At 68.5% G+C, this 14,054-nt stretch carries 13 protein-coding genes and 1 other RNA gene; 4 read left to right on the forward strand and 10 right to left on the reverse strand.

Annotated elements, in window-relative coordinates; translation table 11 throughout:
* Nucleotides 1-194: 194 nt before the first annotated feature.
* From TSO5_RS00775 to rpsU, 7 genes are all read right to left on the reverse strand, one after another.
* Nucleotides 195-1,370: a GTP-binding protein gene (locus TSO5_RS00775; RefSeq protein WP_109149825.1), complete on the reverse strand. Its 1,176-nt coding sequence runs from the start codon at nucleotides 1,368-1,370 to the stop codon at nucleotides 195-197.
* Nucleotides 1,340-1,810 (reverse strand): Fur family transcriptional regulator, encoded by a 471-nt coding sequence (locus TSO5_RS00780; protein ID WP_109149826.1) that lies wholly within the window; start codon nucleotides 1,808-1,810, stop codon nucleotides 1,340-1,342. Before TSO5_RS00780 ends, TSO5_RS00775 begins: the two co-directional genes overlap by 31 nt.
* 200 nt (nucleotides 1,811-2,010) lie before the next feature.
* A complete protein-coding gene (locus TSO5_RS00785; RefSeq protein WP_109149827.1) occupies nucleotides 2,011-3,492 on the reverse strand; it encodes a deoxyribodipyrimidine photo-lyase in 1,482 nt (493 codons plus the stop codon).
* A gap of 67 nt (nucleotides 3,493-3,559) precedes the next feature.
* Nucleotides 3,560-4,267: a ligase-associated DNA damage response endonuclease PdeM gene (gene pdeM, locus TSO5_RS00790; RefSeq protein WP_109149828.1), complete on the reverse strand. Its 708-nt coding sequence runs from the start codon at nucleotides 4,265-4,267 to the stop codon at nucleotides 3,560-3,562.
* Nucleotides 4,267-6,753, reverse strand: a complete 2,487-nt coding sequence (locus tag TSO5_RS00795; RefSeq protein WP_109149829.1) for a ligase-associated DNA damage response DEXH box helicase — start codon at nucleotides 6,751-6,753, stop codon at nucleotides 4,267-4,269. Before TSO5_RS00795 ends, pdeM begins: the two co-directional genes overlap by 1 nt.
* Before the next feature lie 60 nt (nucleotides 6,754-6,813).
* Nucleotides 6,814-7,647, reverse strand: a complete 834-nt coding sequence (panB, locus tag TSO5_RS00800) for a 3-methyl-2-oxobutanoate hydroxymethyltransferase (RefSeq protein WP_109149830.1) — start codon at nucleotides 7,645-7,647, stop codon at nucleotides 6,814-6,816.
* 205 nt (nucleotides 7,648-7,852) lie between these two features.
* Nucleotides 7,853-8,056: a 30S ribosomal protein S21 gene (gene rpsU / locus TSO5_RS00805; protein ID WP_012974546.1), complete on the reverse strand. Its 204-nt coding sequence runs from the start codon at nucleotides 8,054-8,056 to the stop codon at nucleotides 7,853-7,855.
* Between the two features lie 217 nt (nucleotides 8,057-8,273).
* Here rpsU and def point away from each other — a divergent pair, with 217 nt between their 5' ends.
* Nucleotides 8,274-8,825: a peptide deformylase gene (def, locus tag TSO5_RS00810; protein WP_109149831.1), complete on the forward strand. Its 552-nt coding sequence runs from the start codon at nucleotides 8,274-8,276 to the stop codon at nucleotides 8,823-8,825.
* A 24-nt stretch (nucleotides 8,826-8,849) separates the two neighbouring features.
* The gene (locus TSO5_RS00815) at nucleotides 8,850-9,545 is read left to right on the forward strand and encodes a COQ9 family protein (protein WP_109149832.1); all 696 of its coding nucleotides are present in this window, start codon (nucleotides 8,850-8,852) and stop codon (nucleotides 9,543-9,545) included.
* A gap of 198 nt (nucleotides 9,546-9,743) precedes the next feature.
* Here the strand turns inward: TSO5_RS00815 and TSO5_RS00820 are convergent, their stop codons facing one another.
* The 3 genes from TSO5_RS00820 to ssrA all read right to left on the reverse strand — a co-directional run bounded on the left by TSO5_RS00820 (nucleotide 9,744) and on the right by ssrA (nucleotide 11,076).
* Entirely contained in the window at nucleotides 9,744-10,124 is a 381-nt protein-coding gene (locus TSO5_RS00820) for a TfoX/Sxy family protein (RefSeq protein WP_109149833.1), read from the reverse strand.
* A gap of 13 nt (nucleotides 10,125-10,137) precedes the next feature.
* Nucleotides 10,138-10,635 (reverse strand): ClpXP protease specificity-enhancing factor SspB, encoded by a 498-nt coding sequence (locus tag TSO5_RS00825; protein WP_085089801.1) that lies wholly within the window; start codon nucleotides 10,633-10,635, stop codon nucleotides 10,138-10,140.
* A gap of 80 nt (nucleotides 10,636-10,715) precedes the next feature.
* Nucleotides 10,716-11,076, reverse strand: a transfer-messenger RNA (tmRNA) gene (gene ssrA, locus TSO5_RS00830).
* 114 nt (nucleotides 11,077-11,190) lie between these two features.
* On the opposite strand from ssrA, the gene thyX reads away from it, so the two are divergent.
* Both thyX and TSO5_RS00840 read left to right on the forward strand, forming a co-directional pair.
* Nucleotides 11,191-12,132, forward strand: a complete 942-nt coding sequence (gene thyX, locus TSO5_RS00835) for an FAD-dependent thymidylate synthase (protein ID WP_109149834.1) — start codon at nucleotides 11,191-11,193, stop codon at nucleotides 12,130-12,132.
* A gap of 16 nt (nucleotides 12,133-12,148) precedes the next feature.
* Nucleotides 12,149-14,044 carry a hypothetical protein gene (locus tag TSO5_RS00840; protein WP_109149835.1) on the forward strand — a complete coding sequence of 632 codons (1,896 nt, stop codon included), beginning with the start codon at nucleotides 12,149-12,151 and terminating at the stop codon, nucleotides 14,042-14,044.
* The last annotated feature ends 10 nt before the right edge of the window (nucleotides 14,045-14,054 follow it).

Genomic DNA, 14,054 nt, shown 5'->3' on the forward strand with positions numbered 1-14,054 from the left:
CCCGCTCTCAGCGGACCTATGGTCCGCCTGTCGCGTCAGCACAAAGCAAAGCTTTGTGCGAGAGCTTCGCGGGAGAGGGGACTGCCGCCGTCCTTTGCTAACCTCCGCAAAGGTCCTGCCCCCTCTCCCGCGAAGCGGGGGAGGGATGGGGAGGGGGCAACCAATGTGGGGTGGGGGCACCCCGCAGCCCGCACTTACCCTTCCTTCCCCTCGCCCCAGACCAGCCCGTTGAACAGCGGCTCGATCACCGACTGGCCAAGGTCGCGGGTGATGAAGACCAGCTTGGTGCGGTGGTCGTCGCTGGGCCAGTCCTCCAGCCGGACCGGCGGGTGGAACATGTGCTGGACGCCGTGGACGACCACGGGAAGCTCGCTTTCCTGGACGTTCAGCAAGCCCTTCACCCGCAGCAGATTCTCGCCGGCCTGAGCGATCAGCGCCTCCATGAAGTCGACGAAGCCGTTCCAGGGAATCGGCCGATCGATCACCATGCAGAAGGCGCGGATATGGTCGTCATGGCGGTTGGCGTCATGGTGATGATGGTCATGGCCACAGTCGGGGCCGCAATGGTCGCCGTGATCGTGGACATGGTCGTGGTCATGATCGTGCCCATGGTGATCATGGTCATGATGCCCATGCGCCTTGGCCTGCTCGTCGCGATAGGCCTCCTCGCGCAGCCAGCGGGCGACGTCGGGGCTCTTGGTTTCCGGGTTGTAGAGCCCGGCGTCGAACAGCTTGTTCGGATCGACCTCGCCATGGGCGGCGGGGATGATCGGGGCGGCCGGGTTGATGGCGGCGAGGCGCTGCATCAGGGCGGCGGTGGCCGCCGGGGTGGCGACGTCGGTCTTGGTCAGCACGATGCGGTCGGCGACGGCGGCCTGCTTCACGCTTTCCGGCTGGCGGTCGAGCTGGAGCGAGCCGTGCGCCGCGTCCACCGTGGCGATGACGCCATCCAGGCGGAAGCGGGCGGCCAGCAACGGATCGGACATCAGGGTATGGATGATCGGGGCGGGATCGGCCAGCCCGGTCGTTTCCACCACCACCCGGTCGAATTCAGGGATCTCGCCCTTCACCCGCTTCAGAAACAGGTCGCGCAGCGTGTCGACCAGATCGCCGCGGATGGTGCAGCACAGACAGCCGCTGTCCATCAGCACCATGTTCTCCGACGCCTTGGCGACCAGCAGATGGTCGAGCCCGACCTCGCCGAACTCGTTGATGACGATGGCGGTGCGGGCCATCGCCGGGTTGCGCAGCAGCGCCTGCAGCAGCGTGGTCTTGCCGCTGCCGAGAAAGCCGGTCAGCACCGAGACGGGAAGACGGGCGGGAGGGGCGGCGGGAGCGCTCAACGGGGAATCTCCTGACAGGATTTGCACAGGCCGCGCACCTCGACGGTGGGGCGCTGGACGCGGAAGCCACGCTCGGCCGCCGCGGCGACGATGGCTGCGCCGACGCCCGGATCGTCGATCTCGGCGGCGTCGCCGCAGGCCTCGCACACCAGGAACTGCCCGGAATGGACATCCCCCGGCGCCGCACAGCCGACATAGGCGTTCAGCGACTCGATGCGGTGGACCAGCCCCTGCTCGACCAGGAACTCCAGTGCGCGGTAGACGGTCAGCGGCGCCGCCGCCTTGCCGTCCTGCTGGCTGAGATCCTCCAGGATCGCATAGGCGCCGCGCGGCCGGTGGCTGGACCACACCAGCTCCAGCACGCGGCGGCGCAACGCGGTCAGCCGCGCCCCCCGTTCGGCGCACAGCGCGTCGGCACGGGTCAGGGCATCGGCGATGCAGTGGGTATGGTCGTGAAGCGCGGACATGGGTGTTACTTTATAACACTCTGTCGCCTGATGCAACGCGACAAGGGAAAAGGCGGCCCCGGGGGAGGGGCCGCCTTGTCAGGTGGCGGTCGTTCTTTCTTTTTGGGACGGCGCGACCGCACCGGGTCGCTGCCGGCACGATAGCGGAGGCGCGTGACCGTTTGCGGGCGCGGCGATGACTCTTCAATGATGATCGCCGCTCAGGTCTCGGCCTCCACCTTGCCCTTGCGTTCGTTGTAGAGGGTCAGCGCGCGGTCGCGGGCGACGGCATGGTCGATGATCGGGCGCGGGTAGTCGTCGCCCAGCCGGACGCCGGCCTGCCGCAGCACCTCGGTCGGGGCGGCCCAGGGCTGATGGATCCAGCGCGGCGGCAGCCGGTCCAGTTCGGGCACGTAGCGGCGGACGTAATCGCCCTGGGGATCGAACTTCTCGCCCTGCAGGACGGGATTGAAGACGCGGAAGAAGGGGGCGGCATCGGCGCCGCAGCCGGCCACCCACTGCCAGTTGCCGGCATTCTGGGCCAGATCGGCATCGACCAGCGTGTCCCAGAACCAGCGCTCCCCCTCCTGCCAGGGCAGCAGCAGATCCTTGATCAGGAAGGAGGCGACGATCATCCGCACCCTGTTGTGCATCCAACCGGTCTCCCACAACTGGCGCATGCCGGCATCGACGATGGGATAGCCGGTGCGCCCGCGCTGCCAAGCCCGCAGTCCGGCGGCATCCTCGCGCCAGGGGAAGTCGGCGAAGCGGCGGTCGAGCGGCCGGTCGGGCAACTCCGGCGCGTGGTGCAGCAGGTGATATTGGAACTCGCGCCAGCCGATCTCGCGCAGGAAGGCGTCGATGCCGGGCGCCAGTTCCGGCCGGGCCTCGGCGGCATGGCGGGCGGCATGCCAGACCTGCCGTGGTCCGATCTCCCCGAAGGCCAGATAGGGCGACAGGACGGAAGTGCCGGGACGGTCCGGCCGGTCACGCTCCGTTGCATAGACCCCGACCGGCCCGTCGAGGAAATCGGCAAGGTGGGACAGCGCCGCCGTCTCCCCCGGCACCCAGCGCTTGCGCAGGCCCGCCGCCCAATCGGGCTTTGTCGGCAGCAGGGCCCAACCGTCGAGATCGTCACTGGCCGGTGCGACGGGCGGTGCCGTCAGTTCGGAAGGGGCGCGGGTCGGCAGCGGCGGGTTCAGCGTGGCCGACAGGTGGCGCCAAAAGGGGGTGAAGACCTTGAAGGGACCGCCGCTCTTGTTGCGGACGGTCCAGGGTTCGGCGAGCAGGCCGGCGTTGAAGCTGCGCGTGTCGATGCCGCGCGCCTTCAGCCGTTCTTTGATCGCCGAATCGCGGGCGGTCTGGGCCGGGGTGTAGCGGCGGTTCCACAGCACGCACTCCGCCCCCGTCTCCGCGATCAGCGCATCGAGCACGGCGCCCGGTTCGCCCCGGCGCAGCACCAGCGGCGAGCCGTGGCGGGCGCAGCAGGTGGCGAGCCGTTCCAGACTGCCGTGCAGCCACCAGCGCTGCGCCCCGCCGAGCGTCCAGGGATCCAAGGAGGCATCGCCGGTTTCCTCCTCCAGGATGTAGAGCGGGATGACTGGGGCGCCGCGTTCGGCGGAAGCCTGGGCGGCGACGGTCAGCGCCGGATTGTCGGCAAGGCGCAGATCGTTGCGGAACCAGACGATGATAGGGGCGGGCATGCGCGGTGCTCGATTGGTCTCATCCGGATCCACCGATATAGGCCGCGCTCACGCTTCGGCCAGAGCGTCAGCGCGCGCGGTCCGGCGACAAACGGGCGCAGGGGAAGCGGTAGACCCGGCCGCGCGCCGTCATCAGCACCTCGAAATCCGGCGCCAGCAGCCCATCGAAGGCGGCGTCCAGCACGTTCAGCCCGCCGGTGAAGCTGCCGAAGGCCGGCAGGATCAGCTTGGCGCCGTCATGGGCGAAGCAGCGTTCTCGCACCCGCCGTCCGGCCAGCGCCACCGCGGCGGCCGGATGCAGGTGGCCCGACAGCTCGCCCACCGCGCCCGGCTGCGCCTCGTGCCGGAAGGTCAGGGGGCCGACGGACAGCTCCGCCGCCACCCGGCCGCCCAGGCCCTGCGGCGGTTCGGGATCGTGGTTGCCGGTGATCCACACCCAGTCGGCGACGGCGGCGGTCAGGCCGCGCAGCCGCTCCACGTCGGCCGGGTCCATCCGCTCCGCCGCGCGGCGGTCGTGGAAGCTGTCGCCCAGGCACAGCACGCGTGCCGGCCGCGCCATCGCGATGATCTCCGCCAGCCGGCCCAGCGTCGCCCGCGTGTCGTAGGGCGGCAGCATCCGGCCGCGCGCGGCGAAGGCCGATCCCTTCTCCAGATGCAGGTCGGCAACGGCGAGGATGCCTTCGTCCGGCCACAGCAGGGCGCCCGACGGATCGGCCAGCAGATCGGCGCCGCACAGCGTCAGCGCCGCGCGACCGGTGCTCTCGGTGAGGCTCATCACAGGATCAACCGGCCCTGTTGCGGTTCGACACGTTTGGGAGGCGCCAGTTCCGGCATCGCCTCCGCCAGCAGTTCGGCCTCGGCGGCGGCGAGCAGTTCGTCGGTGGCGCTTCCGTCCACCCGCTCGCGCCCGATTTCCAGAATCACCGGCACCGCCAGCGGGGAGATGCGATCGAGGTCCTTATGGGTGATCCGCCCGCGCACCCGCGCCAGGAAATCGGACAGGCGGCGGATGTCGGTCAGCCCGCCCGCCGCATCGGCCCGCGTCGCCCGCAGCAGCACATGGCCGGGGTCGTGCTTGCGCAGCACGTCATAGATCAGGTCGGAGGAGAAGGTGACCTGCCGCCCGGTCTTCTCCTGCCCCGGATGGCGGCGGTCGATCACCCCGGCGATCAGCGCCACATTGCGGAAGGTCCGCCGCAGCATCGACGATTCGTCCATCCAGGCTTCCAGATCGTCGCCCAGCATGTCCTGGTCGAACAGCGTGTCCATGTCGGTGGGCGAGCGCAAGGACCAAACCGCCAGCACATAGTCGGTGGCGACGAAGCCCAGTGGCCCCAGCCCGAAGCGCTCCATCCGCCGGGTCAGCAGCATGCCCAGCGTCTGGTGCGCATTCCGCCCCTCGAAGGCGTAGGCGACGAGGAACTGCTTGCCCGCCTTGGGGAAGGTCTCCACCAGCAGCCCGTCGCGATTGGGCAGGACGGACCGGTAGCGCTGAAGCCGCAACCACTCCTGCACGTCTTCCGGCAGCCCGTCCCACTGGCGCGGATCGGCCAGCATGGCACGCACGCGCCCGGCCAGATGGGTGGTCAGCGGCAACCGCCCACCGGCATAGGCGGGAACCTTCGGGTCGCCGGTGCCGCCCTTGGCGACCTGCGCCTCCATTTCGCGCACGCCGAGGAACTTCAATAGCTGGCCGGCGAACAGGAAGGTATCGCCGGGGGTCAGGCCTTGGATGAAATACTCCTCCACCTCGCCCAGCACCGGGCCGCGGTTCAGGCGGACGCGCAGCAGCGCCTCCTGCGTGATGGTGCCGACATTCATCCGGTATTGCCGCGCCACCGCCGGGCCGGCGACCGCCATCCGGCCATCCTCGCGCAGCTTCAAACGCTGGAACCGTTCATAAGCGCCGAGCGCGTAGCCGCCGGTGGCGACGAAATCCAGCACGTCGTCGAACTCGTCGCGCGTCATCGCAGCATAGGGGGCGGCGGAGACCACTTCCTCATACAGTTCATCGGCCAGGAAGGGCGCGGCGCAGGCCATGCCGAGCAGATGCTGGGCCAGCACATCCAGCCCGCCCGGCCGCGGCGCCTCGCCGTCCAGCGTGTGGTCGTGCACCGCTTCCAGCGCGGCGCGGCATTCCAGCACCTCGAACCGGTTGGCGGGAACCAGCAGGGCGCGGCTCGGCTCGTCCAGCCGGTGGTTGGCGCGGCCGATGCGCTGGACCAGCCGGCTCGATCCCTTCGGCGCGCCGATCTGCACCACAAGGTCCACCGCCGCCCAGTCGATGCCGAGATCAAGCGAGGAGGTGGCGACCACCGCCCGCAACTCGCCGCGCGCCATGGCGCCCTCGACCTTGCGGCGCTGCTCCACCGCCAGCGAGCCGTGGTGGAGCGCGATCGGCAGATTGTCGTCGTTGACCCGCCACAGCGCCTGGAACACCAACTCCGCCTGGGCGCGGGTGTTGACGAACAGCAGGGTGGTGCGCTGGCGGCGGATGCGCTCGTAGATTTCCTTCATGGCGTGCATGGCCATGTGGCCGGCCCAGGGCACCCGCTCCTGCGAGGTCAGGATCTCCACCTCAGCCTGCGCGCCGGAGCGGCCAAGGACGAGGCGCACGTCGTCGGAGTCGGTTCCGTCATGCCGACCACGGCGGGACAGCCAAGCCAGCAGCCGCTCCGGTTCCGCCACCGTGGCCGACAACCCGACGCGGCGGGCGGCGGGGGCGAGCCGCGACAGCCGCGCCAGACCCAGCGCCAGCAGATCGCCGCGCTTGGTGCCGGCCAGCGCATGCAGCTCGTCGATGATGACGCAGCGGAGATTGCGGAACAGCCGGTCGGCGTCGGTGTAGGACAGCAGCAGCGCCAGGCTTTCCGGCGTCGTCATCAGCATGTGCGGCGGATGGCTGCGCTGGCGCTTGCGCTTGGCGTCCGGCGTGTCGCCGGTGCGGGTCTCCGCGCGGATCGGCAGCCGCATCTCGGCGATGGGCTGTTCGAGATTGCGCTGGATGTCGACCGCCAGCGCCTTCAGTGGCGAGATGTAGAGGGTGTGCAGCCCCTCGCGCGGCCGTTCGGCCAGCTCAATCAGCGAGGGCAGGAAGCCGGCCAGCGTCTTGCCGCCGCCGGTGGGGGCGATCAGCAGGGCGCTTTCACCCCGTTCCGCCGCCTCCACCATGGCGACCTGATGCGGGTGCGGCGCCCAGCCGCGCGACCGGAACCACGCGGCGACGTTGGGCGGGATCAGGGCAGGGGAGGGGGCATCCATGGCGGTCGGACTGTAGCGGATCGCCTGGAACGGAGGAAGAACGATGTGGTGGAGAGGGTATTAAACCGCGGCCGCCTTCTTCATCCCGAAGCAATGCTCCGGCCCCGGAAAGGCGCGGCTGCGGACCTCGGCGGCGTAGGTCGCGGCGGCCTCGCTCACCGTCTCGCCCAGGTTGGCGTAGCGCTTGACGAACTTCGGCTGGAAGGCGCCGAACAGGCCGAGCATGTCGTCGGTGACCAGCACTTGACCGTCGCAGGCCGGCGAGCCGCCGATGCCGATGGTGGGAATTGCCACCTCTTCGGTGATGCGGCGGGCGAGTTGCTCCATCGTGCCTTCGATCACCAGGGTGAAGGCGCCGGCCTCGGTGATGGCACGGGCGTCGGCGGCGATCCGCTCCGCCGCTTCGGCATCGCGACCAACCGCCTTGTAGCCGCCGAGCGTGTTGACGGACTGCGGCGTCAGCCCGACATGGCCCATCACCGGGATGCCGCGGGCGGTCAGGAAGGCCACCGTCTCCGCCATCTCCAGCCCACCTTCCAGCTTGACCGCCTGGGCGCCGGTTTCCGCCATCACGCGGGCGGAGGCGCGGAAAGCGGCCTCCTTGCTCTCCTGATAGCTGCCGAAGGGCAGATCGACGACGACGCAGGCCCGTTCCGACGCGCGCACCACCGCGGCCCCATGGGCGATCATCATGTCCAGCGTCACCGGCAGCGTGCTGTCCAGCCCATAGACCACCATGCCCAGCGAATCGCCGACCAGCAGGATATCGACATGCGGGTCGAGCAGCCGGGCCACCGGGGCGGTGTAGGCGGTCAGGCAGACGATCGGCTCGCCCCCCTTGCGGGCGCGCAACGCCGGAACCGAGTGGCGGGCGGTGAGGTTGGAAGCGCTCATGATCGGGCCTTTCCGGTACGGGCTGCGACGTTTTGGCTCGCTGACCGTTCAATACGCTTGAACGACGCACAATCAGGTCAAGTGAAATGGCGCATATACACCAAAACCGCCCACGCGAGGATCGCGGGACGGTCGGGTGCAAGACACAAGGGGTCTTGGGCGCGCATCACACGCGCCCTTCGCAGTCGCTACGGGCGACCGACGATTAATAGCCCTCGCGTTCCATCCGCTTACGGAGCAGCTTGCGGGTGCGACGCACCGCTTCAGCCTTCTCACGCGCACGCTTCTCCGAGGGCTTCTCGTAGTTGCGACGCAGCTTCATTTCACGGAAAATGCCCTCGCGCTGCATCTTCTTCTTCAGCGCGCGGAGGGCCTGATCGACGTTGTTATCTCGGACCAGAACTTGCACGTTTACCGTCACCCTTCCAAGTGTGCCGTGTTGCGCAAAGGCAACAAATAGGTATGCGCGGCGGGCGCACCCCTTGTGTGGGCGCAGTGTGTAGCATGCTCCACCGCCTTTGTGAAGGGGAGTCTTCGGCCCGCAAGCATAAGCCCGGCCAGAACCGCTGTGGCATAACCACAGGAATCGGTTGCTCCGGCCGCATCCACACTCCAGATATAGCGGCATGCCAGTGCTTCCAATCGCCCGGATGGGCAATCCCGTACTCCGCAAGATCGCGGAGCCCATCGCCGACCCGACCGATCCGGCCATCGCCCGGCTGGCGGCCGACATGATCGCCACCATGCTGGATGCCCCCGGCGTCGGGCTGGCCGCGCCGCAGATCGCGGAGTCGCGCCGGATCATCGTCTTCCGCGTCCCCGCCGACCGCGGCGAGGGGGAGGAGGTGGCGAACACAGTCCTGGTCAATCCGGTGATCGAGCCGCTGACCGACGACATGGTCATGGGCTGGGAAGGCTGCCTGTCGATTCCGGGCCTGCGCGGGCTGGTGCCGCGCTTTGCCCGCATCCGCTACCGCGGCTATGGCCTTGACGGCGCCCGGATCGAGCGGGAAGCGTCGGGATTCCATGCCCGTGTGGTCCAGCACGAGGTCGACCACCTGGATGGCGTGCTCTATCTTGATCGCATGGACGATCTGCGGCTCCTCGTCTGCACCGAGGAGATGCATCACCTCAACGCCGCGCTGGCCGCGGCAAAGGATGCGCCGACCCCCGCCTGAGGGCGAGCGCAGGGAGATTTGGCGATGAGCATCGACACGCTTCGCGACGAGATCCTGGTGGCCAGCCTGCCCAACGTCGTCTTCGACGGCTGGAGCCTGCAGGCTCTGCGCGACGGCACCGAGATGACGGGGCACGAGCCGTCGGCGCTGCTGCGCGCCTTCCCCGGCGGCGTCACCGACGCGGTGGAGCATTTCGCCGACTGGACCGACCGCCAGATGCTGGACCGGCTGGAAGCCCAGCCGATGGCCGAAATGAAGGTGCGCGAGCGCATCTCTCTCGCCGTCCGCACCTATTTCGAGGTGCTGGAGCCCTATCGCGAAGCCAAGCGCCGGCAGCTTTCCTATCTGGCGATGCCGCAGAACGTGACGCTCGGCCTGCGGCTGCTCTACCGCACGGTGGACGCCATGTGGTTCGCCGCCGGCGACACCTCCACCGACTACAACCACTACACCAAGCGGGCACTGCTGGCGGCGGTGGTCAGTTCCTCCACCTTCTATTGGCTGGACGACAAGTCGGACGACCATGCGGAGACCCGCGCCTTCATTGACCGGCGGCTGGCCGACGTGATGGCGGTGGGCAAGGCGACCTCGTCGGTCGGCAAGCTCGGCTCGATGCTGAACTTCCTCCCCAACCCGCTGCGCTTCGCCCGTCAGATGCGCCAACGCACCGCCGGCGCCCAGGCGAGCAACGCGACGATCCACATGGCGGACAATATCTGAGGAGCTCTAACTCTTTGAAGACAAAGCAACTTACCGTCATCCCCGCGAAGGCGGGGATCCAGGAAACTCTGCGGATCAGCCGCTGAGTCGGCTGGATCCCCGCCTTCGCGGGAATGACGGCCGAAAAAGTGCTTCATCTCTCCCTGAGTTACATATGTCTAAGATCCGTGTGTCCTCTAACCTGCCCTGGAAGAGGGACTATCCCGCCGTGACGGGCTTCTTCCGCTTCGCCTTCGCGTCCCTCTTCGCGGCAGCTCGCAGAGCCGCCTCGAAGCCCGACCGGGCCCAGGGCAGCAGTTCGTCATGGTCGTCCAGCGCCGAGTCGGGTGGCGGGTAGTAGGACAGGGTGGTCGGCTTGTCCGGCATCGGCCGGAATGGTTCCAGCCCCAGCTCCGTGAACGCCGCGCGGTTCACGTCGTCCGCCTTGAAATACAGAATCTCGTCGGCGATCAGCGCGAAGGTCAGCCCGCCGATCGACAGGCTATAGCCGCCGAACATGCGGCGCACACGCAGATCGCCCAGCGGCGCCAGCATCTCGCAGAGTGTCGCGACATACTCGCTGGGCGGCTGGGCGGGCATTTGTGGGAAACGGTTACTTCTTGCGGAAGGCGTCCAGGGCAACGACCTCGCCGCGCTTCGGCTCCTCGGCCGGGGCGGCTTCCTCCGCCTTTTCCTCGGCGCGTTCGGCGGCGGGGCGGGGCGGCATGGTCGAGACCTCCGCCGATTCGGCGGCGGCCAGCGGCTGGAACTGCAGCGCGAAATTCACCGACGGATCGGCGAAGGTGGTGATGGCGGCGAACGGAATCACCAGCCGCTCATGCACGTTGTTGAAGCTCAGCGTGACCTCGAAATGGTCGTCCGTCACATCCAGCCCGTAATACTGGAACTGCAGGACGATGGTCATCTCGTTCGGATACTGGGAAGCCAGGTAATCCGGGATCTCGACGCCGGGGAAGCCGGTGCGGAAGGTCAGGTAGAAATGGTGATTGCCCGGCAAGCCGCGCTCGGCAACCTCGGTCAGCGCGTCGCGGACAACGCCGCGCAACGCGGTCTCGACCATCCGGTCATAGCGGAGCTGCTCTTTCGGCATGCTTGGGCGGGTCCCTGATAACGCGATCGGTCCGGCGTCCCGCCTTGGCCGAGGGCCGGCACGAAACGCTGGAAAGAAGAGGTGTGGGCCTTCTGTTGCTAGGCGGCCCACGGCCCCACCCTTAGGCGCTAACCCTCGGGGATTAGGTTTAGGCTACCAGCCGCCGTTAGGCAGCGAGGCGAGCCTGAGCAACGTTGTCGTTGGCAACTATTGCAACGGCCCGATAACGGCGGAACCATGCCGAGCGAAAACCATGCCTTTACCACGCGTGTCGATCCTATTTCGCCCCCAACGACCCCGGTCAACGAGTCCGGTGTAAGGTTGGTGGAGGCGCCGGGTACCGCCCCCGGGTCCACAACGCTTATTCCACAAGGCGTTTATCGCCATAGTCGGCGAACCGACGAGGCGAATATAGGCACTCCCGCCCGGCAAGGGAAGGGGGTGTGTGCATGATCGCCGAATGCGTTGCGTTGACGCGGACCGGTTCGTTCGTTCACCGTTCCCGACAGCCACGCGGTCTGATAAGACAGCCGGCACCGTAACCCCGGAGTCACCATGCCGATCACGCCCGAGCAGCGCGACGAAATCGATCGCCTGCGCGCCGTCACCGCCACCACCCGCCGCGCCACCGTCCCGGCCCTGGAAGAGATCCTCTATCAGCCGCTGGAGGTTCTGGACCACGGCTTCGTCCGCGTCATCGACTATATGGGCGACGATTCGGCGGTCGTGCAGGCGGCGCGCGTGTCCTATGGCAAGGGCACCAAGAAGGTCAGCGAGGATTCCGGCCTCATCAAGTATCTGATGCGCCACCGCCACTCGACACCGTTCGAGATGTGCGAGATCAAGTTCCATGTGAAGCTGCCGATCTTCGTCGCCCGCCAGTGGATTCGCCACCGCACCGCGAACGTGAACGAATATTCGGCGCGCTACTCCATCCTCGATCGCGAGTTCTACGTACCGGCGCCGGAACAGCTGGGCGCCCAGGCCGTGGTGAACCGCCAGGGCCGCGGCGACGTGCTGGAAGGCGAGGAGGCGGCCAATGTCATGCGGCTGCTGCGCGAGGATTCCGAACGCGCCTACAGCCATTATGAAGAGATGCTGAACCACCGCGAGGACGGCACGGTCATCGACCCGACCCGCCAGGGTCTGGCGCGCGAACTGGCGCGGATGAACCTGTCGCTGAACTACTACACGCAATGGTACTGGAAGGTCGATCTCCACAACCTTCTGCATTTCCTGTCGCTGCGCGCCGATGCCCACGCCCAGTACGAGATCCGCGTCTACGCCGACGCCATGCTGGACGTGGTGAAGCGCTGGGTCCCGGCGGTCTTTGAATCCTTCACCGAATACCGCATGGGCGGCGCCCACCTGTCGCGCACCGGCCTTGACGTGGTGAAGCGCCTGCTGGCCGGCGAGCCGGTGACGCAGGAGGCCAGCGGCCTGTCCAAGCGCGAATGGCGGGAGCTGATGGACCAGCTGGGCCGTACCGAAGCTTAAGACGGAACCGAAGACGATGACGCCGGATCAGGCCGAAAGCACCTACCGCCAGGGCCTGATCGCCGCGCAGGCCGGCCGCTGGGCCGAGGCGCAGGACCTTCTCGCCCAGGCCATCACCGCCCGGCCGGGCGTCGCCGTCTGGTGGGCCAATTACGGGCTGGTGCTGGAAAGTCAGGGCGATGCCATGGGAGCGGCGCAGGCCTATGCCGGGGCGCTGAACCTCGACGGCGGTCTCGCCATGGCGATGGACGGCCTGTTGGTGATGGCGGAGACGCTGGCCAGCGCCGGGCGCGCCGATCTGGCGGAAGTCTGCTACCGCAGCGCCATCGCGCTCAACCCGGCCGCGTTGGCCGCGCTCGTGAATGCCGGCAATCTGCTGCGGGCGCAGGCCCGCAGGCCTGAGTCGGCCGCGCTGCACCGCCGCGCTGCACACGTCGAACCCGACAGCTGGATCCCGCCCTACAACATCGGCAACGCCCTGGCCGAGATGAACCGGCCGGGCGAGGCCGACCGCGCCTATCGCGCCGGGCTGTGCCTGGAGCCGTCGCGGGTGGAACTGTGGGCCAACCGTGCCAGCCGCTCTCTCGCCCCCCAGGCCCGCATCGGCGAGGCCTTGACCGCGCTCGACCGCGCTCTACAGCTGGCGCCCGGCGCCGATTCGCTGCACAGCGCCCGGCTGTTCCTGATGCAATACGACCCGGCGCGGACGATGCCGCAGATCGCGCAGGCCCATGCCGATTGGGGTGCCCGCTATCCCGACCGACCGGCCGCCGCGGTGGCGGCGCCGGCGCCGAGGCTGCGCGTCGGTTACGTCTCCGCCGATTTCCGGGCCCACCCCGTCGGCACGTTCCTGGAACCGGTGCTGGCCGCCCACGACCGTGCTGCGGTCGAGGCGATCTGCTATTCCAACACCGCCAACCCCGACGCCGTGACGGCGCGGCTGCGCGGTCTGGCCGACGGCTGGGTCGACAGCGTGGCGATGGACGATGCGGCCCTGCTGGAGCGCATCCGCGCCGATGGCATCCATATCCTGGTCGATCTGGCCGGCCACACGCTGGGCAACCGGCTGGGCGTCTTCGCCCGGCGGGCAGCGCCGGTGCAGGTTACCTGGGCCGGCTATGTCGGCACCACCGGCCTGCCGGCGATGGATTACCTGATCTCCGACCCGCGGCAGAGCCCGGAGGGTGCCGACGGTTGGGCCATCGAGGGCATCGTCCGCATGCCCGATGCCTATGTCCCGTGGTCGCCGCCGGCCGCCGCACCCGCCGTGGCGCCGCTGCCGATGATCGCGCGCGGCGCCCCGACCTTCGGGTCGCTGAATGCCCTGCCCAAGTTGAACGCGCAGGTCGCCTCCTTGTGGACCCGCCTGCTGGCGGCGGTGCCTGGATCGCGGCTGCTTCTGCGCACGCCCGGCCTGGACGATGCGGATTTGCGGGAGCGGACGCTGGCGTTGTTCACGGCCGCCGGCGCCGATGCTGTCCGCATCGAACTGCACGGTGCGGCTCCGCATGCCGAATTCCTGGCGACCTATGGCGAGATCGACGTCGCGCTCGATCCCTTCCCTTACTCAGGCGGGCTGACGACGCTGGAGGCGCTGTGGATGGGCGTTCCGGTGGTGACGCTGGGCGGCAACCGGTTCTGCGCCCGCCATACGGTGACCCACCTGACCTCGGCCGGGCTTCCGGCGTTGGCGGTCGAGGGGGAGGAAGCCTACATCGCCATGGCGGCGGCGCTGGTGTCAGACCCGGACGGGCTGGCGAGCATCCGCAGCCGCCTGCGCGACCGGCTCGCCGCCTCGCCCGCACTGGATGGCGTGCGCTTTACCCGCGCGTTGGAGGCGGCCTTCGGTGCCATGTGGCAGCGGGCGGCGGCAGGGCAGGAGCGGGCGTCCTTCGCCCTGAACTTCGACTGAGGTCGGCCCT

Source organism: Azospirillum sp. TSO5 (assembly GCF_003116065.1).
Taxonomy (GTDB): Bacteria; Pseudomonadota; Alphaproteobacteria; order Azospirillales; family Azospirillaceae; genus Azospirillum.

Excerpts from the sequence above, each read along its gene's own strand:
- TSO5_RS00780 (WP_109149826.1), bottom strand. The coding sequence starts at position 1,810 with ATGTCCGCGCTTCACGACCATACCCACTGCATCGCCGATGCCCTGACC.
- TSO5_RS00785 (WP_109149827.1), bottom strand. The coding sequence starts at position 3,492 with ATGCCCGCCCCTATCATCGTCTGGTTCCGCAACGATCTGCGCCTTGCC.
- pdeM (WP_109149828.1), bottom strand. The coding sequence starts at position 4,267 with ATGAGCCTCACCGAGAGCACCGGTCGCGCGGCGCTGACGCTGTGCGGC.
- TSO5_RS00795 (WP_109149829.1), bottom strand. The coding sequence starts at position 6,753 with ATGGATGCCCCCTCCCCTGCCCTGATCCCGCCCAACGTCGCCGCGTGG.
- panB (WP_109149830.1), bottom strand. The coding sequence starts at position 7,647 with ATGAGCGCTTCCAACCTCACCGCCCGCCACTCGGTTCCGGCGTTGCGC.
- def (WP_109149831.1), top strand. The coding sequence starts at position 8,274 with ATGCCAGTGCTTCCAATCGCCCGGATGGGCAATCCCGTACTCCGCAAG.
- TSO5_RS00815 (WP_109149832.1), top strand. The coding sequence starts at position 8,850 with ATGAGCATCGACACGCTTCGCGACGAGATCCTGGTGGCCAGCCTGCCC.
- TSO5_RS00820 (WP_109149833.1), bottom strand. The coding sequence starts at position 10,124 with ATGCCCGCCCAGCCGCCCAGCGAGTATGTCGCGACACTCTGCGAGATG.
- TSO5_RS00825 (WP_085089801.1), bottom strand. The coding sequence starts at position 10,635 with ATGCCGAAAGAGCAGCTCCGCTATGACCGGATGGTCGAGACCGCGTTG.
- thyX (WP_109149834.1), top strand. The coding sequence starts at position 11,191 with ATGCCGATCACGCCCGAGCAGCGCGACGAAATCGATCGCCTGCGCGCC.
- TSO5_RS00840 (WP_109149835.1), top strand. The coding sequence starts at position 12,149 with ATGACGCCGGATCAGGCCGAAAGCACCTACCGCCAGGGCCTGATCGCC.